This is a genomic window from Myxococcus sp. AB036A (assembly GCF_006547355.1).
Taxonomy (GTDB): Bacteria; Myxococcota; Myxococcia; order Myxococcales; family Myxococcaceae; genus Myxococcus; species Myxococcus virescens.
The window spans coordinates 25,184-46,579 of record NZ_VHLC01000054.1 but is presented as its reverse complement, the minus strand read 5'-3'; the positions used below and the strand labels follow the sequence as shown (position 1 = coordinate 46,579).

At 68.8% G+C, this 21,396-nt stretch carries 17 protein-coding genes; 6 read left to right on the top strand and 11 right to left on the bottom strand.

What is annotated here, in order from left to right; genetic code table 11:
* Window positions 1–71: 71 nt before the first annotated feature.
* Complete coding sequence (locus FL344_RS21875; protein WP_141619885.1) at window positions 72–413, bottom strand: hypothetical protein; 342 nt, start codon at window positions 411–413, stop codon at window positions 72–74.
* 158 nt (window positions 414–571) lie between these two features.
* On the opposite strand from FL344_RS21875, the gene FL344_RS21870 reads away from it, so the two are divergent.
* Together FL344_RS21870 and FL344_RS21865 are read left to right on the top strand one after the other, a co-directional pair.
* Window positions 572–2,338: a HEAT repeat domain-containing protein gene (locus tag FL344_RS21870; protein ID WP_141619884.1), complete on the top strand. Its 1,767-nt coding sequence runs from the start codon at window positions 572–574 to the stop codon at window positions 2,336–2,338.
* A gap of 4 nt (window positions 2,339–2,342) precedes the next feature.
* Window positions 2,343–3,653, top strand: a complete 1,311-nt coding sequence (locus FL344_RS21865) for an HD-GYP domain-containing protein (RefSeq protein WP_141592486.1) — start codon at window positions 2,343–2,345, stop codon at window positions 3,651–3,653.
* Here FL344_RS21865 and FL344_RS21860 read toward each other — a convergent pair.
* The 8 genes from FL344_RS21860 to FL344_RS21825 all read right to left on the bottom strand — a co-directional run bounded on the left by FL344_RS21860 (window position 3,634) and on the right by FL344_RS21825 (window position 13,101).
* Window positions 3,634–4,674: an RluA family pseudouridine synthase gene (locus tag FL344_RS21860; protein WP_141592485.1), complete on the bottom strand. Its 1,041-nt coding sequence runs from the start codon at window positions 4,672–4,674 to the stop codon at window positions 3,634–3,636. The genes FL344_RS21865 and FL344_RS21860 overlap by 20 nt on opposite strands.
* Before the next feature lie 10 nt (window positions 4,675–4,684).
* On the bottom strand, window positions 4,685–4,948 hold the full coding sequence (locus FL344_RS21855) for a hypothetical protein (RefSeq protein WP_011553384.1): 264 nt from the start codon (window positions 4,946–4,948) through the stop codon (window positions 4,685–4,687).
* A gap of 85 nt (window positions 4,949–5,033) precedes the next feature.
* Complete coding sequence (locus FL344_RS21850; RefSeq protein ID WP_141619883.1) at window positions 5,034–6,968, bottom strand: helix-turn-helix domain-containing protein; 1,935 nt, start codon at window positions 6,966–6,968, stop codon at window positions 5,034–5,036.
* Entirely contained in the window at window positions 6,965–7,918 is a 954-nt protein-coding gene (locus FL344_RS21845) for a P-loop NTPase (RefSeq protein WP_141592483.1), read from the bottom strand. Before FL344_RS21845 ends, FL344_RS21850 begins: the two co-directional genes overlap by 4 nt.
* Before the next feature lie 220 nt (window positions 7,919–8,138).
* Entirely contained in the window at window positions 8,139–8,732 is a 594-nt protein-coding gene (locus tag FL344_RS21840; RefSeq protein ID WP_140862554.1) for an HNH endonuclease, read from the bottom strand.
* Window positions 8,729–10,126 carry an L-seryl-tRNA(Sec) selenium transferase gene (gene selA, locus FL344_RS21835; protein ID WP_141619882.1) on the bottom strand — a complete coding sequence of 466 codons (1,398 nt, stop codon included), beginning with the start codon at window positions 10,124–10,126 and terminating at the stop codon, window positions 8,729–8,731. Before selA ends, FL344_RS21840 begins: the two co-directional genes overlap by 4 nt.
* 135 nt (window positions 10,127–10,261) lie before the next feature.
* Window positions 10,262–10,465 carry a cold-shock protein gene (locus FL344_RS21830; RefSeq protein ID WP_011553379.1) on the bottom strand — a complete coding sequence of 68 codons (204 nt, stop codon included), beginning with the start codon at window positions 10,463–10,465 and terminating at the stop codon, window positions 10,262–10,264.
* A 230-nt stretch (window positions 10,466–10,695) separates the two neighbouring features.
* Window positions 10,696–13,101 (bottom strand): transglycosylase SLT domain-containing protein, encoded by a 2,406-nt coding sequence (locus FL344_RS21825; RefSeq protein ID WP_141619881.1) that lies wholly within the window; start codon window positions 13,099–13,101, stop codon window positions 10,696–10,698.
* 107 nt (window positions 13,102–13,208) lie between these two features.
* Here FL344_RS21825 and FL344_RS21820 point away from each other — a divergent pair, with 107 nt between their 5' ends.
* Entirely contained in the window at window positions 13,209–15,452 is a 2,244-nt protein-coding gene (locus FL344_RS21820; RefSeq protein ID WP_141619880.1) for a sensor histidine kinase, read from the top strand.
* A gap of 85 nt (window positions 15,453–15,537) precedes the next feature.
* Complete coding sequence (locus tag FL344_RS21815; RefSeq protein WP_141619879.1) at window positions 15,538–16,200, top strand: zf-TFIIB domain-containing protein; 663 nt, start codon at window positions 15,538–15,540, stop codon at window positions 16,198–16,200.
* 23 nt (window positions 16,201–16,223) lie between these two features.
* On the opposite strand, the gene FL344_RS21810 is transcribed toward FL344_RS21815, so the two are convergent.
* Window positions 16,224–18,191: an ABC-F family ATP-binding cassette domain-containing protein gene (locus tag FL344_RS21810; RefSeq protein WP_141619878.1), complete on the bottom strand. Its 1,968-nt coding sequence runs from the start codon at window positions 18,189–18,191 to the stop codon at window positions 16,224–16,226.
* A 122-nt stretch (window positions 18,192–18,313) separates the two neighbouring features.
* Here FL344_RS21810 and FL344_RS21805 point away from each other — a divergent pair, with 122 nt between their 5' ends.
* Complete coding sequence (locus FL344_RS21805; RefSeq protein WP_194863204.1) at window positions 18,314–20,002, top strand: serine/threonine-protein kinase; 1,689 nt, start codon at window positions 18,314–18,316, stop codon at window positions 20,000–20,002.
* 56 nt (window positions 20,003–20,058) lie between these two features.
* On the opposite strand, the gene FL344_RS21800 is transcribed toward FL344_RS21805, so the two are convergent.
* On the bottom strand, window positions 20,059–20,796 hold the full coding sequence (locus tag FL344_RS21800) for an NAD-dependent deacylase (RefSeq protein WP_141619877.1): 738 nt from the start codon (window positions 20,794–20,796) through the stop codon (window positions 20,059–20,061).
* A 99-nt stretch (window positions 20,797–20,895) separates the two neighbouring features.
* On the opposite strand from FL344_RS21800, the gene FL344_RS21795 reads away from it, so the two are divergent.
* Window positions 20,896–21,381 (top strand): GAF domain-containing protein, encoded by a 486-nt coding sequence (locus FL344_RS21795; protein WP_141592494.1) that lies wholly within the window; start codon window positions 20,896–20,898, stop codon window positions 21,379–21,381.
* Window positions 21,382–21,396: the final 15 nt, after the last annotated feature.

Here is a 21,396-nt window from a genome sequence, read left to right as displayed (position 1 = left end):
CCAGAGCGGGTGCGGCGTGCCTCCTGAAACCCCGTCCAGGAGGCGACGAGCACCCACCCGGGTCGTCTCGCTCAGAGCGGCGAGTGGGAGGACGGCACGGGCTCAGGCCGCACGGGGCCAGCGGCCTCCGCGGCCTCCGCGCACACGTACTCCGTGCGCAACGGCGCGACGATGCCGAAGGTCGCCGCGTAGACGATGGGGCTCCACCACGGCCAATACACATCCACGCGGGAGAAGCCGTGCTGGCACTCCGGCGCCACCACGTTCGAGGTCGTCAGTCCGGCGACCAGGCTGGCTCCGGTCTGCTCTTCGGGCGCTCCTCCGCGCGGCGCTCCGGAACGGAGGCTCATCCGGAAACACCCCGTCAACGTCAACGAAACCAGCAGCAGCGAGCACGTCAGCAACCGCGCCATGGACGTCACCCCGTTCCGGCGGATGACGCATGTGGCAACACAACCAGAAATCCCCGTCATTCTCATGCCTCGTCACGGGGACGACACCCAAGCCATGAGACTTCCACGGGCCGTCTCCTGGGTGGCCGTCCAAAATCGGGTTAGGCTTGGGTGACAGCATGGCCCACCCCCCTAAAGCCATCCAGGAATCCAACGCGGAGCCCCAGCTTTCGCCTGAGGCACGTGAGAAGGTTGAGTTGGCGAAGACGTTCGCCTTCCACCTGCTCAAGGGCATCAAGCAGATCGGGATGTATCGCCACAACGAGTCGCGCTTCCCGGAGTTCCTCGGGAAGGCGCTCGAGTCGATTGCCACCTACACCGACAAGTTCGGTCCCCTGTCGATGAAGGTGGAGCAGCAGAACTTCCTGCTCCTCGGTGAGTCGCTGTTCTCCGAGGACACCCCGCTGCCCTACAAGTTCTTCCGCGACGGCATCCGGCAGCTCATCTTCCGCCCGGGTCTCACGGTGGAGGAGCTGACCACCTTCACGCTCATCGCCCTGTCCGAGCCGGAGCGCGGCGCGGAGGACGTGCTGGCGCAGCTGTGGCGCGCGAGCATGGAGCACGTGGAGTACGTGGTGGTGGAAGGCTTCTCCATGGAGAACGCCAGCGAGGAGGAAGTGCAGGTCGAGGTGGACAAGGTGGTGGGCTACCTCTACTCGCGCCTGCAGACGAACTCGGATGACTACCTGCGCTTCGCGCGCGTGTCCGCGGAGGACCTGGACGCCAAGCTGGACGGCGTGGAGCAGATTCGCGGACTCGTGGTGGGTGGACGGCATGCCTCGGACGAGCTGAAGGCCAAGCTACAGCGCGAAGTCTCCGAGGAGGAGAACGCCCGGCTGTTCCCCAAGCTGGTGAGCGCCGTGTTCCAGGTGGTGGAAGGCGGCGTGGATGACGCGTCCCTGCTCGAGGAAATCTTCGTGCAGTTGCTGGACATGCTCCTCCTCCAGGACGACTTCGGCACCATCAACCAGATCGTCCTCAAGCTGCGCGCGCTGTCCCAGCGCGAAGGCAGCGAGGACCTGGCGAAGATGTTGGAGAACTTCCTCCACAAGATGGGCGAGGAGCAGCGACTGATGCGGTTGGGCGAGTCGCTCAAGTCGACGCGTCCGAAGAACCCTGCGGACGTGTCGCGCTACCTGCAGGTGTTGGACCGGGACTCCATCATCCCCCTGCTGTCGGTGCTGGAGAGCATCGAGGTCGCCGACAACCGCACCCTGCTCTGTGACGCCCTCGCAGGTTTCGCGCGCGAGCTGCCCGACCCCTTCGTCGCGCGGCTGATGTCAGAGCGACCGCAGACAGTGCGCGACATGGTCTACATCCTGGAGAAGAGCAACCACCCGGACCGGGTGAAGATGTTCGGCCAGGTGCTCAAGAGCCCCAACCTGGTGGTGAAGTTGGAGGTGCTCAACATCATCGGCCGCGGCCGCACGGGCGAGGCCCGGCGCATCATCGCGGACGCACTCACGGACTCCATCTCCCAGGTGCGCATGCTGGCAGCGAAGCTGCTGCCGGAGTTCGACCGCGACAAGGGCTACGCGGACCTGATGCGCCTGGTGCGGGAGCCCGGCTTCGACAAGAAGACGCCCGACGAGCGCGCCGCGGTGTACGCGGCCATCGGCTCCACGGGCACCCCGGGCGCCCTGTCGATGATGCAGCAGATGCTCGCGACGAAGCCCTCGCTGCTCAACAAGAAGCGCGTGCTGGAGGACAAGCTGCTGGCCATCCACGGCCTGGGCGGCGCGTGCTCCATCCAGGGCTACAAGCTGTTGCAGGCGGTGGTGGAGGACAAGAACCAGCCGTTGGAGGTCCTCACCTCGGCTCGCAAGGCGATGTACCAGACGAAGAAGGCGCTCTTCGGAGACTCGGCGCTGTCGGAGGAGGCATAGGCGCATGGCCGACAACCTGAAAATCACCCAGGCGCAGGACGAGAACACCAACGAGTACGGCCGCGAGCACAACGAGAAGCTCCAGGTCCTGGCGCGCTCGCTGGTGGCCGGCCTGTACATGCTGGTGCGCTCGGTGAAGATGTATGACCCGGAGAACGCGGTCTTCCAGAAGCCGCTGCACCAGCTCCAGGACATCATCAATCAAATCATCGGCAAGGAAGGCCGCCTGGAGCTCACGGGCGTCAAGGAGTCGTTCTACCTGAACGGCATGCTGGTGAAGGTGGACCTCAACTCCATCGAGAACCAGCGATACCTGCTGGCGGAGCTGCGCTCGAAGGACGTGGGCGGCTTCACACTCACCAAGCCCGTCACCGTTCCGGAGCTGAAGAACTTCATCTGGATCTTCAGCAAGGAGCAGACGACCGCGTCCGAAGAGGACGGCCTGTCCAACCGCAAGTTGCTCAACATGCGGGTGGCCAAGTTCTCCAAGCTGAAGGAGAAGCTGAACAAGGACCTGGACAACCCGGGCGACCAGAAGGTGGACCGCAAGAAGTACGCGATGACCATCTACGCGCGCGCCGTGTTCTTCCTCACGAAGTACCTGGAGTCGGTGCGCGCCGGAAAGCCCATCAACGCCTCCAAGGCGCTGCGCCTGGTGCAGGACTTCGTCGACATCTCCTATGAGCAGCGGACGCACTTCCTGGGCATGACGACCATGCGGCGCGAGGACGACTACCTCGTGTACCACCAGGTCAACGTGTGCCTCATGAGCGTCGTCTTCGGCGCGGAGCTGGGACTGACGAAGCCGCAGCTGCGCGACCTGGGCTACATCGCCCTCTTCCACGACGCCGGCATGGCCACGCTGTCGGAGGAGCTGTCGACGAAGCGAGGCGCGCTGACGCCCGAGGAGAAGCAGACGGTGCAGCGCGCGCCGCTCATCTCCGTGCGCAACATCCTGATGGAGAAGGGCTTCAGCCGCTCCACGCTGCTGCGCGTGGTGACGACGTTCGAGCACAAGACGGACTTCGGTACCGCCGTGCGCGACTCCCGCGGCAACATCCAGATGATCATCCCGAAGACGAACCTCGGGGTGTACGCGAAGATCATCGCCATCTGCGACGCGTACGACGCCCTCACCTCCAAGCGCCCGTACCGGGATGCCTACGGCCCGGAGGTGGCGCTGATGCTGATGTGGTCGGAGATGCGGAACAAGTTCGACCCGGAGCTGCTGTCCGTCTTCATGCGGGTGATGGCCATCCAGCCCGTGAAGGTGCTGTCCAAGCGCCAGCAGTCGCTCAGCGTGTCCGGCCTGTAGTCCGCTTCGAGCCGCCCGCCGCCTTCCGGGGCGCGGGCTGCTTTCGGGTGGCGGGAGGGGCCTCCGGCGGCGCGGGGACGGTGGCCCGGAGCAGCGTCAGGGCCGCCTCCAGGTCCGCGGGAATGGGCGCCTCCAGCTTCAGCACCTTGCCCGTGCGCGGGTGCGCGAAGGACAAGCGCCACGCATGGAGCGCCTGGCGCCCCAGCCGCTCCTGGGCCTCCGCCGCGGCGCCCTTCGCCTTGCGTCCGGCGCCGTAGAGCGCGTCGCAGAGCAGGGGGTGGCCGGCTTCGGAGAGGTGCACGCGAATCTGGTGCGTGCGGCCGGTGAGCAGGTCCACCTCCACCAGCGCGGCGCCATCGAAGGCCTCGAGGACGCGGTACTCGGTGATGGCGTTCTTGCCCTCCTTCACCTTGCCCGTGAAGCGCTGGCGGTGGACGGGGTGGCGGCCGTAGAGCGTCTCGATGCGCCCTTCCGCCGGCGGGACGCCGTGGACCAGCGCCAGGTACGTCTTCTCCACCGCGCGCGTCTTGAAGGCCTTCTGGAGCGCCACCAGCGCCTGCTCGTTCTTCGCCACGACGAGGCAGCCGGTGGTGTCCTTGTCGAGCCGATGGACGATGCCGGGCCGCAGCTCGCCGCCAACACCGGCCAGGTCCTTCACCCGGTGCAGCAGCGCGTTGACCAGGGTGCCGGAGGCGTGGCCCGCGCCGGGGTGGACGACCATGCCCGCCGCCTTGTCCACGACGACCAGGTCGCGGTCCTCGTGCAGCAGCGCGAGCGGGAGCTCCTCCGCCAACGGGACGGCGGGAACGGGCGCCGGAATGTGGAGGACGAGCAGCTCACCGCCACGCAGACGCCGGGCCGGTTTGGCCGGCTGGCCGTCCGCGAGCACATGCCCGGCCTCGATGAGGCCGTGGATGCGAGAGCGCGTGAGGTCCGGGAACGCGCGCGCGAGGTATTGGTCGACGCGCTCGCCGCGAGCTTCGGGCGGAGCGCGGTGCTCTCGCGTGTCAGGCGCTACCACGGGGAGGGGGTTACCAGATCTTCGACTTCACATGCGCCTTCGAGCGCAGGACGATGTCGTTGATCGCCCGCTCGAAGAAGTTCATCTTCGTGAAGATCTCCTGGCTGACGCGGCTCTTGTAGAGCTCGCGGCCCTCTTCCAGTTCCTCCTTGAGGACCTCGAAGAGGTTGTCCTGTTCGATTCCCTTGATGATCTTCTGCTCGTTGTAGAGCGAGATATCCGAGGCAATCGCACGGGCGAGCCGCATCGCCTTGACCTTTTCCTCGTCCGTCATCGTGCTACCTACTTAGGCAGCGGCTGGAGGCGAGTCAACTTTCCTCGCAACGCCGGTGACATCCGAGCACTTCCGGGCGCCTCCCCTACTTCCGGCCTGACTTCTCAGAAGACAGGGCCAGGTAGCTCTTGGACACGCGGAGTGGATCCAACCCCAGCTCGCGGGCGAGGCTCATCAGGATACCTCGCAGGTAGACCGAGGGCGGGAGCAGGTTGTAGCGGTCCGCCTCGACGTTCTCCAGGTGCATGCGCGTGATGCGGGTGCGGTCGGCCACCTGCTGGAGGGTCACCCCTCGGGCCTCTCGGACCTGCCGGAGCAGTTCGCCGTTGAACTCGGCATCGGACGGGATGTCCGGAACGCGAGGCCGGGGCTCACGGGCCCGCGACGCGGCCTGGGACGCCTGCGCCAGCGCCGCCTCCGCCGTGGCGATGGCGGAGTCCTGGGCGATCTGCGGCGCGTCTCCCAGGGGCCGCCCGGGACGCGCTCCGGCCCGGCCCGGCTCGGGCTGGGCCTCCGTGGCGGGCGACGGACGGACAGGGACGAGGGCGGTCGACTCGGCCTCGGGTGCCTGGGAGGCCGGCGGTACCGGGCTGGCACTCGCTGGAACCGGCGGGTGGGGCTCAGCGCTGGCTTCCGATGCCGGGGCGCCAGTCACGGCGGTAGCAGGCGCCGACGGGGGCTGGGCCGCCACGGCGCTGGCCGGGGCGCCTTGCGTGGAGGACGGCGCGGCGGCTGGGCCGCTGGTCGGAGTGGCCGAGGCAGCCACCGCGGCACTGCTTTCCACCACCGGGGCGCTGACGGGAGCGGCCGAGGCGGGCGTCGCAGGCACCGGCGCATCGCTGACCGGAGCCGGCGCGCTGACAGCGACTGCCGGACCTGGCGTCGGTACGGCGGCCGAAGGAGTCACCGGCGCATCACTGACCGGAGCCAGCGCGCTGACAGCGCCTGCCGGACCAGGCGTCGGTACGGCGGCCGAAGCAGTCGCCGGCGCATCACTGACCGGAGCCGGCGCACTGACAGCGCCAGCCGGACCAGGCGTCGGCACGGCGGCCGTCGCAGGCACCGGCGCATCGCTGACCGGAGCCAGCGCACCCGGACCAGGTGTCGGCACGGCGGCCGAAGCAGTCACCGAGGCGTCGCTGCCCGAAGATGGGACGCTGACCTGGGGAGCCGTCGCCGGAGCCGGCGCGCTGCCCGTTACCGCAGGGCCCCCTGGGGAAACCGCAGCAGTTGCGCTGGCCGCCACGACTCCAGGCACCACCGCAGCGGCCTCATGCGCCGCGGACGGCTCACCCACCGGAGCCGCAGCCACCACACCAGAGGCCTCGCGCTGCGACTCAGCGCTCGCGGCCCCTGTGCCACCACCCGAAACCTGGGGCTGAATCGACGCAACGGGAACATCCACCGCGCTCCCCAGTCGCTGCGTGTCCTGCAACGAGCTGGACACGTACGCGAACGAGAACCCACGGAAAAACGACGCCCGGAAGTCCGCCTGTCCCGAGGACGCCGGCATCGCCTCCACCCGAGGCTCCGTCGCATGGGCCCCGGCATCCCCTTCCCCATCCCGCCCCGCCATCGCGGTCTCCGAGTCCTCCACCGGCACGTCTCGCACTGCTCCTGTCCTCCCGTTCGTCCCCATTTCGGGGACCTGCGTCGAAAGGTGGCCAGTTTGATCTTCCGCGCCGGAAGCGGCAACCCCAACGAGCTCCGGCTCCACCGGCGCGGCGGTGTGTGCCACCTCGCCCCCGGTCGACACCGCGTCCATCAACCGGCGGGCCGGGAGCCCGAGGTCCTTGTCGTACTCGGCGCGCAGCTCTTCGTCGGAGAGAATCTCCAGCGCCTCGGCAAGCCGAGTGCGGAGTTCATCCACCTGGCCCTCGTCCACGAGCGCATAGACGGCGATGGAGTCCGGCGAATACAGCTCCGTCAGCCGTTCGTACGCCGCCTGAATCTCCTCCTTTGGAGCGGTGACGGGGACTTCGAGAATCTCGTAATAGGTCTGCTGCTCGAAGGGCTTCATGGTGTGGAACGCTGGGCGGAGCCGTCGAGTGAGAGGATACGCGTTGCGATGCCCTGAATGGCAGTGGCCGCCGCGGAGTCGGGTCGCTCGATGAGGACGGGCTTGCGCTTGCGCACCGCGCGCCACGCCTCGTCGTCGTAGCGAATGGCTCCCAGGACATCCATTTCGATGCCAAAGAACTTCTTCCATGCGGCGGCCACCGAGGTGCCCACCGACAGGTCCGCGTCCGTGCGCGCTTGGTTCACGATCAGCCGGATGCGGAACGCGGAGAGCTCGCGCTCCAAGCGGTCCGCGATGGCCGGGTCCTTGCGCCGGGCCTGCGCCAGCACGTCATGCAGCGTGCGCAGCGCCCCCTCACGGGTGGTGAGCGCGTCCTCCACCAGGTCCTCGATGCCGTACTGCGACTCCACCTGCTGGAGCTTGCGGAAGAAGGCCGCCTTCGCGAAGCGGTAGGCGTTCTCCACCGACGTGGGCTCGGGCAGCATCACCAGCACGCCGTGGTCAGCGAGGATGAAGAAGTCGATGGTGTTGAAGCTCGTCCCCGCGCCCAGGTCCAGGATGAGGTAGTCCGCCGACGTGCCCATCAACGTCCGCAGCAGCTTCTGCTTCTGCGCGTACTTGAGGTTGGCCGCGTCCAGCGCATCCTGCGCGCCGGCGATCAGCGACAGCCGGGGCACGCCCGTCGGAATGATGACCTCTTCCAGCTGCGCCTTGTTCCGACGAAGAAAGTCGGACAGCGTCGCGTTGGGCTGTCCGACCCCCAGGCACGTGTGGAGGTTGGCGCCGCCCAGGTCCACGTCCACGAGCAGCACGTTGGCCCCGGATTGGGCCAGAGCCACGCCCAGGTTGGCGGACACCATGGACTTGCCAATGCCGCCCTTCCCGCCTCCCACGGCGATGATGCGCCGCGGGCGAGGACGGCGTGACAGACCAGGAGGGCCGGAGACCATGGAGCCTGGCTCCGTGGGGCCCAGGACACGGGATTCGGTCCAGGGCGCTGGCGAGGGTTGGGGCATGCTCCCCCATCAAATCGCGAACCCGGGGTCACGTCGACTCCCCGGCCTTCTTCATCCGTTCAGTGGAACATCCCGGCCCGCGCATGCGCCGGAAACCCGTCACTCCCGGTGTTTCCAGCCCCTGCGTCGAGCCCGGATGCCCACCAGGCAGGCGCTACTCGTCGAGCAGCTCGACGTTCCAGTACGAAGCATCCGCCAGGTGCAGGAACGGCAGCCACTCCCGGTACGTCACCTTGCGGGTGGCGCCGCGGAACAGCGGCGTCCAGCGCGGGCGCACGGGCTTCTTGAGCAGCTTCATGTGGGCCTGCTCCGGCGTCCGCCCACCCTTCCTCAGGTTGCAAGGCACGCAGGAGCACACCACGTTCTCCCACGTCGTCTTGCCGCCCTGCGTGCGCGGCATGACGTGGTCCAGGTTCAGCTCGCTGCGCGGCAGGTTCTTGCCGCAGTACTGGCAGGTGTCGTTGTCGCGCGCGTAGATGTTGAGCCGGGAGAAGCGCACCCGGCCTCGGGGCAGATGGTCATACGCGCTGAGCACCAGGACACGAGGAACGCGGATGGTGCGCTCGATGGTGGTGATGCAGTCCTGTGTCGCGCTCAGCTCTGCCCAATCCGCGAACTCGTAGAGCCGGTACTGCGAGTCGATGGCCTTGGCCACACCCAGGTACAGGAGCGAGAACGCCCGCTTCACCGAGGTGACATGCACCGGCTGGTAGTACCGGTTGAGGACAAGCACGGCGCTGTTGATCATGGCGGGTTCCCTGGAATGGCGGCCGCGACGGCATCCGCGACGGCCTGGAGCTCCTCCTCCTCGAGACACCGGACGTCGAGGAGCACCTCGCCATCCGCGATCCTCCCAATAACCGGCGACATTCCTCCGCGCAGGCGCTCCAGGAATTCTTCCGGCGTCCCTAGGGTGAGGATGCACGCGGAGGACGGCAACCTGGCCAGCGGCATGGCACCCCCACCCACCTGCCCCTCCACGCTGGCCACCCGCGCACGCACACCCCGCCCCGCCAGCAGGCCCTGCAGCCGTACCGCCCGAGCGCGCAGGTCTTCCGGCGACTGGGCAAGCAGGCGATGCACCGGAACCTCGTCCGCCCGGCCATCCCGGTACAGCGCCAGGGTGGCTTCAAGCGCAGCGACCGTCAGCTTGTCCACCCGCAGGGCCCGCATGAGCGGGTGGGCCTTGATGCATGCCAGCAGCACGGACCGGCCCACCACGACTCCCGCCTGGGGTCCTCCCAACAGCTTGTCTCCCGAAAAGGCGACCACATCCGCGCCCGCCGCCACGGCCTGGGCCACCGTGAGCTCCCGGCTCAGGCCCTCGCCCTTCAGCGGCACCAGCGCGCCCGCGCCCAGGTCCTGGAACACCGGCACGCCGCGCGCGCGGCCCAGCGCCGAGAGCTCCGCGACCTCCACCTCTTCCGTGAAGCCCACCAGCGCGAAGTTGGAGCGGTGCACCTTCACCAGCAGCGCCGACTCCGGGCCCAGCGCCGCCGAGTAATCCGACAGCCGCGTCCGGTTGGTGGTGCCCACCTCCACCAGCTTCGCGCCCGACTGCCGCATCACCTCCGGGACACGGAAGCCGCCGCCAATCTCCACCAGTTCACCGCGCGACACCACGCACTCGCGGCCGGACGCCAACGCCGCCAGCACCAGCAGCACCGCGCCCGCGCAGTTGTTGACGACGACCGCGTCCTCCGCGCCCGTCAACGAGCGCAGCAGCCCCACCAACGGCGCGTAGCGACTGCCCCGCTCTCCCTCATCCAGGTCGTACTCGAGGTTGGAATACCCCCGGGCCACCTCCGCCACGCGCGCCACGGCCGAGGCCGCCAGGGGGGCGCGTCCCAGGTTGGTGTGCAGCACCACCCCGGTGGCGTTGAGCACGGGCCGGAGCCCCGGTGTGGCCAGCGTGTCCAGGGCGTGCTGGACGTCCGCATCCTCGAAGCCCGGCCCGCCCGACGCCACCAACCGGCCCCGGGCCCGGTCCACCGCCAGCCGGAGCGCGGCCACGGCACGGGCCCTGGGGACGCCGCTCAACAGGGGTTCCAGCGACGGGCGCCGCAGGAGCTGCTCGACGGAGGGGAGCGCGCGCAAGAGCGCATTCTTCCCACCGTCTCCACTGTTCGACGGGGCGCCCATGCCCCGAGTCTAGGGGAGCCGCCAGGCAAGTTCCAGGCGCGCCCTGGAACATCGGGGTGACAAAAAGGAAAAGGCCCAGCCTCCCTCGGGGAGACTGAGCCTTCGGACTAAGCGCTATGAGCGCTCAGTAGGTACTCAGACCGGGCGAACGTTCTGAGCCTGCAGGCCCTTGGGGCCACGGGCCACGTCGAACTCGACCTTCTGGCCTTCCTGCAGCGTGCGGAAGCCCTGGGTCTGAATCGCAGTGTGGTGGCAGAAGAGGTCCTCGCCGCCGCCGTCCTGCATGATGAACCCAAAGCCCTTCGCATCGTTGAACCACTTCACGGTACCAGTCGCCATTACGCTTCTCTTCGTCTTTCTCTACCAGCTTCATGAATTGAGCTGGTTGCCACGCCGTGTGAGGGTGCGGCCTTGGCCATGTGTCACGTTTCCGGCCAGTTGCATAGGGGGTCCCCCACACGCAGGCACCCTTTTTCCGGGCGTGGACATAACCCGCGGCATCCGCGCCCCATTCCGCACGAATTCTCCACCGACACCACCCAGCAGGCGCCCGGAAGGCGGCAGCGCACCTACTTCGCGGCGCTCTTGAGCACCGGCAGCTTGGGCGCCCGTCCGTACAGCAGTTGGTACGTGTTGAAGGAGCGCAGCACGCGCTTGATGTAGCCGCGCGTCTCGGAGATGGGGATTTCCTCCACCCATGCGTCCAGCGCCATGTCCGGCCTGTCGGACCTCCAACGATTCACCGCGCCAGGACCGGCGTTGTAGCTGCCCACCGCATAGGGCGTGTGCCCGTTGAAGCGCTTGAGCAAGCCGCCCAGGTAGTGGGCCCCCATGCGGATGTTGAGGTCGGGCTGGAGCAACTGGTCCACGCTGAAGCGCTTGAGCTTCAGCTCGCGCGCCACGCCCTTCGCGGTGGACGGCATCAACTGGGTGAGGCCCATCGCTCCCGCCCACGAGAGCGCCTTGGGGTCCAGCGCACTCTCCTCCCGCATCAACGCCTGGAGAAGGTCCGGCTCCACGCCCGCGTCCGCGGTGTGCTTCTCGATGCTGTCGCGGAAGGCGTTGGGATAGGCCACCTCCCACACCACGCGCGTCTCCGGCGTGATGCGCCCGCTCAAGTCCTTCCGCAGCGCCAGCCGCGCCACCGCGTGGGCGGAGCGCTCGTCCCCGGCCTCGTGCAGCACCAGCACCAGCAGGCGCACGGACTCCGCGGGCAGATTGGTCCGATTGACGGCCAGCATCTCGGACGACACGGCTTCCTTGAAGCCCAGGCGGTACAGCTCCACGCCCGCGCGGAAGTGCGGGTCCTCGCCCATGGGGCCGGCGAACAGCGGCCAGGGGCTGGCGGCCTCGGGCACGGTGAAGATTTCGGCGGACACCTTCTCCAGCCGCGGCGGGTCCACCTTCGCCAGCTGCGAGCGCGCCATCAGCCCGTAGTAGGTCGCCGGGTGGTCCACGGAGAGCTTCTCGAACAGCTCCGCCGCGCCCTGGATGTTGCCCTTCTCTTGCATCGTCCGCGCCCGCCAGTAGCGCGCGCGCTCCACGTCGTAGCTCTCGTCCGCCTTGGCGAACTGCGCCTCGATGCGGTCCAGGAACGACAGGCCGGAGTCCTCCACGCCCGTGGTGCGGGCAATCCAGAACGCCTTGAAGAGCGCCTCGCCCAGGAAGTCCCCCTGCGGATACAGCCGGGCCAACGTGTCCAGGCGGGCCATGGCCTCCTTCGGACGGCCCGTCTTCAGGTAGAGGTCGGCCGCGTAGAAGAGGCCGTCATCCGCGAACGAGTGGTCCGGGAACTCGCGCGCCAGCCGCTCGTAGGTCTCCGTACCCCGCGCCTGGTCGACGATGGAGCGCGACGAGCCGAGCACGTACAGCACGCGCGCCAGCAGGTCGCGGTCCTGGCACTTCTCCGCCACGGGCGTCAGCACCTGGATGGCGCGCGTGTGCTGGCGCTCCTTGCGCATGCCCTTGCCGAAGGCGAAGTGCGCGCGGCAGGCCAGCGGATCCGGAAGCGCCAGCTTCGGCAGCAGCGGCTCCAACTGCTCCAGGCCGGCCTTGTTCCGGTGCAGCTCCACCAGCGCCTCGCCACGCCCCACCCTCGCGTCGACGGGCGGCGTCTGCCCCTTGAGGCGCTTCTCGGCCTGCTTCGACAAGGCGGACAGCGGGTGCGCGGCCCACAGGCGCCACAGCGCGGCGCGCTCGGCGGCCTTGTCCTTCTTCTCCGCGGCGATGTCGGCGATGGCCATCAGCGCCTCGGCGCCCACGTTGCGGCCCCAACTGGGCGCCGCGCGCGACGTGAGCGGCTCCAGCGCGGCCATGGCGCCCGCCGCGTCCTTCTTCTTGCGCAGCACCCGCGACAGGGCCAGGCGCGCGTCCACGTACAGCTTGGACTCGGGGGGTACCTGCTCCAGCAGCACCGCGGCCTCATCGAAGCGGCGCAGGCTCTCCAGCGCCACGCCGCCATGCGTCAGGCAGCGGTCCTTCAGCGCGGGATAGTCCGGGGCCAGCGCGGCGAATTCCTTGGCGGCGGACGCGTCATCTCCGGCGCGGACTGCGGCCAGGGCGCGCAGGTAGCGCACCGGCGGGCTGTCGCCCTCGTCTTTCAGCAGCTCGCGGGCGCGCGCGTACTGTCCACGGTCGAACGCGTCACGGGCCTCCTTCTTCTTGCCCTCGCCGAAGTAAGGCGCCAGGTCCTCCAGCGCGTAGCGGCGGCCCCGGTGCACCACCGGTGTGGGCGGCGCGGCATTGGGGAAGGCGGGGTTGAGCACCTCCACGTAGCCCACCGGAAGCGGCGCCTTCTCCGAATCGGGAGGGGGCGACAACTGCGCCTCTGGAGGCGCGTTGCTGGGGTGCTGGGCCGGCGCTTCGGACGCCTCGGGCTCGGCCGGGGTGGACGAAACCGCCTGCGGGGCGGGTGCCTGCGCGGTCATCAGGAGCGCGGAGGCGGCGACGGCGAGCTTGGAAAGGAAGGGCTTCATACGCGGGGGCTGGGTCCCAGGGAGATGCGCGCGGGCTCGCCCCAGGACAACCGGCAGGTCATGGAAAATTTCCGGAGGCTGACACAGGTTAGACTGTCCGCCTCCTCATGGACATCCGGACACAGAGCGCGCTGCTGGCATCCATCATCGGGCTCGCCCTGGGCGTGTCCATGTTGCTGCGGCCCGGCAGGCCCAGGGTACTGACGCTGTACTCCGTCTTCGCGCTGACGGTGGCCGGCTACTACCTTTCGCTCTTCTTTCACAGCGTCTTCCCGGCCGGCGACTACCCGTGGACATCCCGCATCTTCGTGGGCGCCACCATCCTGGTGGGTTCCCTGGTGCCGGGCGCGGCCGTGGCCTTCTTCCTGGAGTTCCTGGGGGTCAGCAAGGGGACGAACCTGGTGGGCCGCCGGCTCGCCCTGCTGTCCGCCGTCCTGGGGCTGACCGTGGCGGTCACCCCCCTGGCCGACAAGCTCTGGGCCCGGGTGGGCATGGGCGTGTGGGTGCTGGGCACGCTGCTGACCTACGGTTCATTGCTGCTCCACCGGGTCCGCACCACCGAGTCGCGCATCGAGAAGTTCCGGCTGGCCTACCTGGCCAGTGGCGCGGGCGCGGCCATCCTCTTCTCCGCACTGGATTTCCTGGTCAGCTTCGGCATCCCCTTCCCCACGCTGGGGTCGGTCTTCTCCACGCTGTACCTGTTCTTCCTGGCCCACACGCTGCTACGGCTGCGGCTGATGGACCTGCACGAGCTGCTGGGCAAGATTGCCTCGCAGACGGTGCTGGCCAGCATCCTGGCCGCCGTCTTCACGGTGCTGACGGCGTGGGGCAAGGAGAACACCGGCCTCTTCCTCTTCAACACCGTGGTGGCCGCGTTCGTCATCCTCATCCTCCTGGAGCCGCTGAAGGTGAAGGTGGAGGAGATGGTGGTGCGCATCTTCTTCCGCGAGCGCTTCGCCCTCCTGGACTCGCTGGGCGCGCTGCGCGCGCGCATGGCGAACGTCATCGAAATCTCCGAGCTGGCCCGGCTGGTGCTGGATACGCTCCACGAGACGGGCCGCGTCACGCACGCCTCCGTGTACCTGCTGGCGGAGGACCGGCCCGGGTACCGGCTGCTGGATTCGCGCGGCCCGCTGCCGGTGGCCTTCCTGGACACGGCGGTGGCGCGCGGCCTGCTCTTCGCGGCGGCCAGCGGACAGAAGGCGGTGCTCCGGGAGAACGTGGAGCGCCGCATGGCCACCATGCGGCTGCAGGCGGTGGAGGGCAAGCGCTACCGGGACGAGCTCAAGCGGCTCAACGACACGCGCACGGCGCTGGTGCAGGTGAAGGCCGGCATCGCCGTGCCGCTGATGGGCAATGACCGCGTCATCGGGTTCCTCAACCTGTGGGACGAACGGGTGCCGGAGGCCTTCGCGTCCGACGAAATCGCTATCATCCTGGAGGTGGCGGAGCGGCTGGCGACGGTGCTGGAGAACTCCAAGCTCTACGAGAAGATTCGCGAGCGGGACCGCCTGGCCGCGCTGGGCGAGATGGCGGCGGGTCTCGCGCATGAGATTCGCAATCCGCTGGGCGCCATCAAGGGCGCGGCGCAGTGCCTGGACCCGGCGCACTACCAGGGCGAAGACGCGGAGTTCCTCGAAGTCATCGTCGAGGAGGTCAACCGGCTCAACGGCGTGGTGACGGCGTTCCTCGACTACGCGCGCCCGCTGAAGCAGAGCTTCGGCACCACCGACCTCAACGAGGTCGTCACACGCACCATGCGGCTCATCCAGAACGATGTGCCGTCCAACCTCCACCTGGCCGTGGAGCTGGACTTGATGCTGCCGCGCGTGGACGGCGACGCGGAGCAGCTCAAGCAGGTGCTCATCAATCTGGTGCAGAACGCGGTGCAGGCGCTCGAGACGCGCGAGGGCCGCATCAGCGTGCGCACGGAGAAGCCGGAGCGCTTCGGTGAGCTGCGCAGCGCCGGCACCGAGTTCGTGGAGGTGCAGGTGTCCGACAACGGGCCCGGCATTCCTTCGGACCAGCACCCGCACATCTTCGTGCCGTTCTACACGACGAAGCAGAAAGGCACCGGCCTGGGGCTGGCCATCTGCCAACGCATCGTGAAGAACCACGGCGGAAGCATCTCCGTGCAGAGCAAGATGGGCGAAGGCACCACGTTCGTCATCCGCCTCCCCGCCCTCCCCTCCGAGCAGCCACCCGCGGAGGCCATCTCCGTGGACGGCCTGCCTGCCGGGAAGCGGCCGTCGCAGTCATTGCCCGTGTCCGATGAACTGCGCGACGCGGGCAAGCCATCGCATGTGGACGGCCGCGCCAAGCGAGAGCGCCGCAAGCGGCTCCGCGCGTAGCGACACTGGGCGGTACACCAGGGGAACGCGCCTTCCGGACATTGCTGCTTTCACCCCTGGGGGCGAGCGCCTATAGGTCATCCCCATGAGCGCATGCCCCTTCTGCCAGAACTCGATGCAGCTCACGCCCAGCGGTGAGCTTCCCCTGGAGACCTGTGGCGCCTGTGGCGCGGTGTGGTTCGAGGGCGAAGCGCTCACGAAAGTCATGGGAGGCTCCGTGTCGGATGCGCTCCTGCGACGCGCGAAGAACCGCCCAGGATGCTGCAAGGGCTGTCAGGGCGAGCTCCAGTCCGTCCCGGAGTGCGCACACTGCGGAACCCGAGCCCCCACCTGTCCACGCTGTGGCCGCGCGCCCCTGCCCGTGGTGGAGGTGTTCGGGGTCCCCATGGAGGTGTGCTCGGGCTGCGCGGGCGTGGCCCTGGACGAGGGCGAGCTCCAGCAACTGCAAGACGCCGTGGAGACGTACCGCGACGAGCCGCTGGATGCCCGCGCCACGGTGCGGCTCGAAGGGCCCCCCTGCTGTACCGCGTGCCGACGCAAGCTCCGGCTGGAGCACGGCTTCGTCGCGGAGGAGCGCCTCTACTGCGGAAGCTGCGCGCCCAGTGGCGCCACCCCCTACAGGGAAACGTTCAGCAGCCATGACATCCCGATGTTCGTCCCCACCCGGCGCGGAGGCAAGACCTTCAACCTGGCCGGGTACGCCTCCGAGGGCTTGATGTGGCTGCTCCACCGGATGCTCACCCGATGAGCCGGGCGAGCGCCGCGCGGCCCTCATCCCAGTGACGCGGACGCCTCGGCCAGCTTCTCCTGCGCGGCCTCCCAGCGGGCATAGAGGTCTTCCAGCTCCTCCTTGCTCGCGCGGTGCGTGTCCATCAGCGGCTTGGCGCGCGCGAAGTCGTTGTAGAGGGCCGGGTCCGCGAGCTGCGCCTCGCGCTCCTTCTGTCCGGCCTCCACCTCGGCGATGCGCGCCTCCAGCTTCGCGATCTCCTTCTTGAGGGGCCCTTCCACCACGCTGCGGCGCTGGCGCGCCTCCGCCTCCAGCCGCTTGCGGTCCTTCTCCGTCATCGGCCCGGAGGCCACCTTCTCGCCCCGCGCCTGGCCGGCCGCCATGGCCGAGGCCTCCGCCTGCTGGAGCTTCTGCTGGTGGTACAGGTAGTCGTCCAGGTTGCCCGGATGCGGCGTGAGCTTCCCGTCCGCGACCTCCCACACGTGCGACGCCAGGCCGTTGATGAAGCTCCGGCTGTGGCTGACGAACAGCAACGTGCCGCCGTAGCCCTTCAGCGCTTCAATCAGCATCTCGGCCGAGTCCAGGTCCAGGTGGTTGGTGGGCTCGTCCATCAGCAGGAAGTTGGACGGCACCAGCAACAGCTTGGCCAGCGCCACCCGCGCGCGCTCACCACCACTCAGCACGCCAATGGGCTTCTCCACATCGTCGCCGCTGAAGAGGAACGCGCCCAGCACGCCGCGCACGTAGCTCTCCGGCTTGTCTGCGGCCAGCGGGCGCACCTCTTCGATGATGGTGTTCTGCCGGTTCAGCTTGTCCGCGTGGTGCTGCGCGTAATAGCCCACCACCACGTTGTGCCCCAGCGTCACCGTCCCGGTGTCCGGCGCCAGCTCGCCAGCGACCATCTTCAGGAGTGTCGTCTTGCCCGCGCCATTCGCGCCCACCACGGCGATGCGCTGCCCGCGCTCCACGCGCCCGGTGAGGCCGTCGTAGATGGTCTGCGCGCCGTACCGTTTGGTGATGCCCTCCAGCGTCACCACGTCGCGCCCGCTCCGCTCGACCTCGGGGAAGCGGAACTTCATCGACGTCCGCTCCTCCAGGACCTGCACCTTCTCCAGCTTCTCCAACATCTTGGCGCGGCTCTGGGCCTGACGCGCCTTGGTGGCCTTGGCGCCGAAGCGGTCGATGAAGCCCTGCAGCTCCGCGCGGCGCGACTCCACCTTCTCGGCGCGGGCCCTCAGCAGCTCCTTCTCCTCGGCGCGCAGGCGCTTGTACTCGTCGTAGTTTCCCGCGTACTCGCGCACGCCCTCCACTTCCAGGGACACCACCCGGTTGATCTGCCGGTTGAGGAAGTCCTTGTCGTGGGAGATGAGCACCAGCGCCTTGTTGGAGCGGCGCATGAAGTCGTCGAACCACGTGAGCGTGGGCACGTCCAGGTGGTTGGTGGGCTCGTCCAACAGGAGCAGGTCGGGGTCCTGGAGCAGCAGTCCCGCCAGGGCCGCGCGCATCCGCCAGCCGCCGGACAGCGCGGAGGTGGGCTTGGCCAGGTCCGTGTCGCGGAAGCCCAGGCCCTTGAGGATGCGCTCGGCGTGGTGGCGACCGTAGCGGTTCTCGAAGTCGTCCAGCTCCGCGTGCAGGTCCGCCAGGGACTGGGACAGCTCCAGCTGGTCCTCCTCGTCCGTGGCGGCGGCGAGCGCCGCCTCCGTCTCCTTGAGGCGCGCCTCCATGGCATCGCGGCCGGGCACGGTGCTCATCACCGCCTCCACCACGGTGCCATCCGGCAGCCCGGCGATTTCCTGCGGCAGGTAGCCCGCTCGGGCCTTGCGGCTGTACTGCACCGTCCCCGAGTCGGGCTGGGACACGCCCGCCAGGATTTTCATCAGCGAGCTCTTGCCCGTCCCGTTGGCCCCTACGAGGCCCACCCGGTCCCTGGGACCCAGTGTGAAACTGTCCTGATCGAAGAGGACCTTCTTTCCGTAGGAGAGACAGAGGTCCTGGGCGATGACGAGGCTCATGGCGCCGGGGATGTAACAGCCCGCGAGCCCCTCGGGAATGTCGGATGTGCCCGTCCGTTCGCTCAGGGGCCCTACAGGGGCTTTCCGGGTTGGGCCGGGGCCTGTCTATACTCTGACCCCACATGGCTGCCCCCTGTCCCCATTGCGGAAGCACCGACGGCGTCGACCACCTCTGTTCAGGCCAGAGCCTCCAGCTCCTCGGCCAGGTGCTCGACGGCCGTTATAAAATCGAAAGCGTCCTGGGCCAGGGCGGCATGGGCATGGTGTTTCGCGCCACCCAGACGTCCGTGCAACGCCCGGTGGCGGTGAAGACGCTCAACCCGTCGCTGGCCGCCGCCCCCCAGTTCTTCGAGCGCTTTCGCCGGGAGGCGGAGCTCGCCAGCCGACTGCGGCACCCCAACGTCATCACCATCTTCGACTTCGGCCGTTCGCCGGACGGCACCTGCTACTACGTGATGGAGCTCCTGGAAGGCGAAAGCCTGAAGGAGACGGTGAAGCGCCAGGGCCCCATGTCCCTGCGACGGGCCTTGAGCCTCGTGGAGCAGGCGTCGCAGGGCCTGGCGCACGCGCACGCGGAGGGTTGTGTCCACCGCGACCTGAAGCCGCACAACATCATGGTGCAGCAGCTCAGCGGCCAGGACTTCGTCAAGGTGCTGGACTTCGGTCTGGTGAAGGCCATGGAGTCCGAGGAGGAGGAGCAGCTCACCTCGACCGGACAGGTGCTGGGCACGCCCCAGTACATGCCGCCCGAGCAGGCCGGCGGCGAGTCCGTGGACCAGCGCTCCGACCTCTACTCCATGGCCGGCGTGCTCTACTTCTGCCTCACCGGCAGCTCGCCCTTCGGCGCGAACACGGTGCGCAAGGCGCTGACGGCGTCGCTCACCCAGGCGGTGCCCGCCGTCAACACCAAGCGCCAGGGCGCCCCCGTGCCGGCCGCGCTGGATGCCTTCTTCAAGAAGGCGCTCGCCCCGGAGAAGGAGGACCGGTACCAGAACGCGCAGGAGTTCATCGACGCGATGCTGGACACCGTGGCGGACCTCACCTCCGAGGAGCTCGACGCCATGCCGAGCGGCGGCGTCCCCAGCGCCAGCGAGCGCGGCAGCAACAGCCGCAGCCGTTCCAGCCGTCAGGGGAGCCAGAGCGGCATCCGCTCCTCGCGGGTGGGCGCCGCGCCGACCCTGGGCCGGGGCTCCACGCCGTCCAACGTCGTCGTCGCCAGGTCCCAGGGCGGCGGGAGCAGCTCGTCGTCCTCTCCCAGCCGCGTCCGCTCGCAGACATCCCGGTCCGCGCCGCCGCCCCCGCCTCCCGAGCCGGAGGGCATGTCCACCGGCAAGAAGGTGGCCCTGGTCGCCGTGCCGCTGGTCCTGCTGGGCATTGGCGCGGCCGTGGTCCTGGGCACCCCGGGCGGCAGCGCCCCCGCGACGCCGGTGGTGGTGAACGTCCCCCGCGATGCCCCACCGGCCACGACGCAGACCGCGACCGGCACGACGGGAACGCCCGAGGAGGCGCCCGTCCTCACAGTGAGCCTCGATTCGACGCCGTCCGGCGCATCCATCTACGAAGGCGAGGAGATGGTGGGCACCACGCCCACGAAGCTCCAGCTCCGCCGCGACAAGGTGCACTCCTTCAGCTTCCGCTTGCCGGGACACCAGGACAAGGAGCTCACGCTCAACCTGCGCCGGGTGGCCGGGGATACGCAGACGGCGAACGTGGTGCTGGAGCCCGTGCGAGCCGCGGCCCCCGGGCGTTCGCCGCGCCCCCCGCCGAAGCCGGCGAGCCCGTCCGGGCCTGACATCTCCGTCTTCGAATAGTCCCTCAGGGGGCACGCGGAAGCGCCGCGGTGCCCCCTGTCCTTCCGACACCCGCGTCAGGCGAGCTTCGCGAGGGTCGGGAGGACTTCCCCGCTCTTGCCCACGATGCGGTGCTCGAAGCGGTTGGAGTTCTCCGCCGGGTCCAGGTTGACGAGCCACGTCTTCCCGCCCGCCTTGCGCACCTGGTCCACGATTCCTGCGGCCGGGTACACGGCGCCAGAGGTCCCCGCCGCCAGAAAGACGAAGCGTCCACCCGAGGTGGCGGCCCGCAGCGAGAAGTCCTCGATGCGCTGGATGTCCGCCGGGTCCAGGTATTCGCCGAACCAGACGATGTGGGGCCGCAGCAGCTTCCCACACGCGTCGCACTCGGGCACCACCCCCGCGGGGTACACGGTGGCGTCCTCGAACGGGGGCCGCTCGCAGCGGCTACAGCGCGTCTTGAAGAGGTTGCCGTGCATCTCCACCACCCGCTGACTTCCGGCGCGCGTGTGCAGGCCATCGACGTTCTGGGTGGCGAGCAGGAAGCGGTCCCCCAGGTGGCGTTCCCAGGCGACGAGCGCCTCGTGGCCCGGGTTGGGGTGGACAGCGGCGGCGGCCTTGCGGCGCTCCGAGTAGAAGCGCCACACCAGCGCCGGGTCCTTCCGGAAGCCCTCCGGCGACGCCACGGCCTCCACGGGTTGGTCCTCCCAGAGTCCGCTCATCCCGCGGAAGGTGGGGACTCCGCTTTCAGCGGAGACTCCCGCGCCCGTGAGAACGAGCAGCCAGGTATTCGAATCGAGGATGAGCGAATCCATGTCGGCTCCTGTGCGGCGGAAAGCGAATCAAGCTATGGATGGGACGCTGACCCTACCGGGGCCTGGTGCTCGCGGGAGGTCGCCTTGCGAGGTCCCATCATGGCGGAAGTCACCCTGGATCTGCGCGGCATGCCCAAGGCCGAAGCCTACGCCGAGCTGAAGCAGCATGTGCGCGCGGTGCTCGAGGGCATCGACGACGACATCACCGGCATGGCCACCATGAGCTGCCTGCTGCACCACGCCTTCGGGCACCTGTGGACGGGATTCTACCGCGTCGTCACGCCGGGCCGGCTGCTGAGGGTGGGCCCTTACCAAGGCACGCTCGGGTGCCTGGAAATCCCGTTCGGCAAGGGCGTGTGCGGTACCTCCGCGGCGAAGGGCGAGTCGGTGGTGGTGGCGGACGTCCACGCCTTCCCGGGCCACATCACCTGTGACGGGCGCTCGGCATCGGAAATCGTCGTCCCGGTGTTCGGCCGCAACCGGGAGCTGCTGGCCGTGCTCGACATCGACTCCGAGCACAAGAACGCCTTCGACGAAGTGGACCGCCGCGAGCTGGAAGAGCTGGTGCGCTGGTTCCAGCGGTAGCGGCGGCCCGCGTCC

What these genes read in the sequence shown, in the direction of transcription:
- FL344_RS21875 (WP_141619885.1), bottom strand. Translation starts at nt 413, where the DNA reads ATGGCGCGGTTGCTGACGTGCTCGCTGCTGCTGGTTTCGTTGACGTTG.
- FL344_RS21870 (WP_141619884.1), top strand. Translation starts at nt 572, where the DNA reads ATGGCCCACCCCCCTAAAGCCATCCAGGAATCCAACGCGGAGCCCCAG.
- FL344_RS21865 (WP_141592486.1), top strand. Translation starts at nt 2,343, where the DNA reads ATGGCCGACAACCTGAAAATCACCCAGGCGCAGGACGAGAACACCAAC.
- FL344_RS21855 (WP_011553384.1), bottom strand. Translation starts at nt 4,948, where the DNA reads ATGACGGACGAGGAAAAGGTCAAGGCGATGCGGCTCGCCCGTGCGATT.
- FL344_RS21850 (WP_141619883.1), bottom strand. Translation starts at nt 6,968, where the DNA reads ATGAAGCCCTTCGAGCAGCAGACCTATTACGAGATTCTCGAAGTCCCC.
- FL344_RS21845 (WP_141592483.1), bottom strand. Translation starts at nt 7,918, where the DNA reads ATGGTCTCCGGCCCTCCTGGTCTGTCACGCCGTCCTCGCCCGCGGCGC.
- FL344_RS21840 (WP_140862554.1), bottom strand. Translation starts at nt 8,732, where the DNA reads ATGATCAACAGCGCCGTGCTTGTCCTCAACCGGTACTACCAGCCGGTG.
- selA (WP_141619882.1), bottom strand. Translation starts at nt 10,126, where the DNA reads ATGGGCGCCCCGTCGAACAGTGGAGACGGTGGGAAGAATGCGCTCTTG.
- FL344_RS21830 (WP_011553379.1), bottom strand. Translation starts at nt 10,465, where the DNA reads ATGGCGACTGGTACCGTGAAGTGGTTCAACGATGCGAAGGGCTTTGGG.
- FL344_RS21825 (WP_141619881.1), bottom strand. Translation starts at nt 13,101, where the DNA reads ATGAAGCCCTTCCTTTCCAAGCTCGCCGTCGCCGCCTCCGCGCTCCTG.
- FL344_RS21820 (WP_141619880.1), top strand. Translation starts at nt 13,209, where the DNA reads ATGGACATCCGGACACAGAGCGCGCTGCTGGCATCCATCATCGGGCTC.
- FL344_RS21815 (WP_141619879.1), top strand. Translation starts at nt 15,538, where the DNA reads ATGAGCGCATGCCCCTTCTGCCAGAACTCGATGCAGCTCACGCCCAGC.
- FL344_RS21810 (WP_141619878.1), bottom strand. Translation starts at nt 18,191, where the DNA reads ATGAGCCTCGTCATCGCCCAGGACCTCTGTCTCTCCTACGGAAAGAAG.
- FL344_RS21805 (WP_194863204.1), top strand. Translation starts at nt 18,314, where the DNA reads ATGGCTGCCCCCTGTCCCCATTGCGGAAGCACCGACGGCGTCGACCAC.
- FL344_RS21800 (WP_141619877.1), bottom strand. Translation starts at nt 20,796, where the DNA reads ATGGATTCGCTCATCCTCGATTCGAATACCTGGCTGCTCGTTCTCACG.
- FL344_RS21795 (WP_141592494.1), top strand. Translation starts at nt 20,896, where the DNA reads ATGGCGGAAGTCACCCTGGATCTGCGCGGCATGCCCAAGGCCGAAGCC.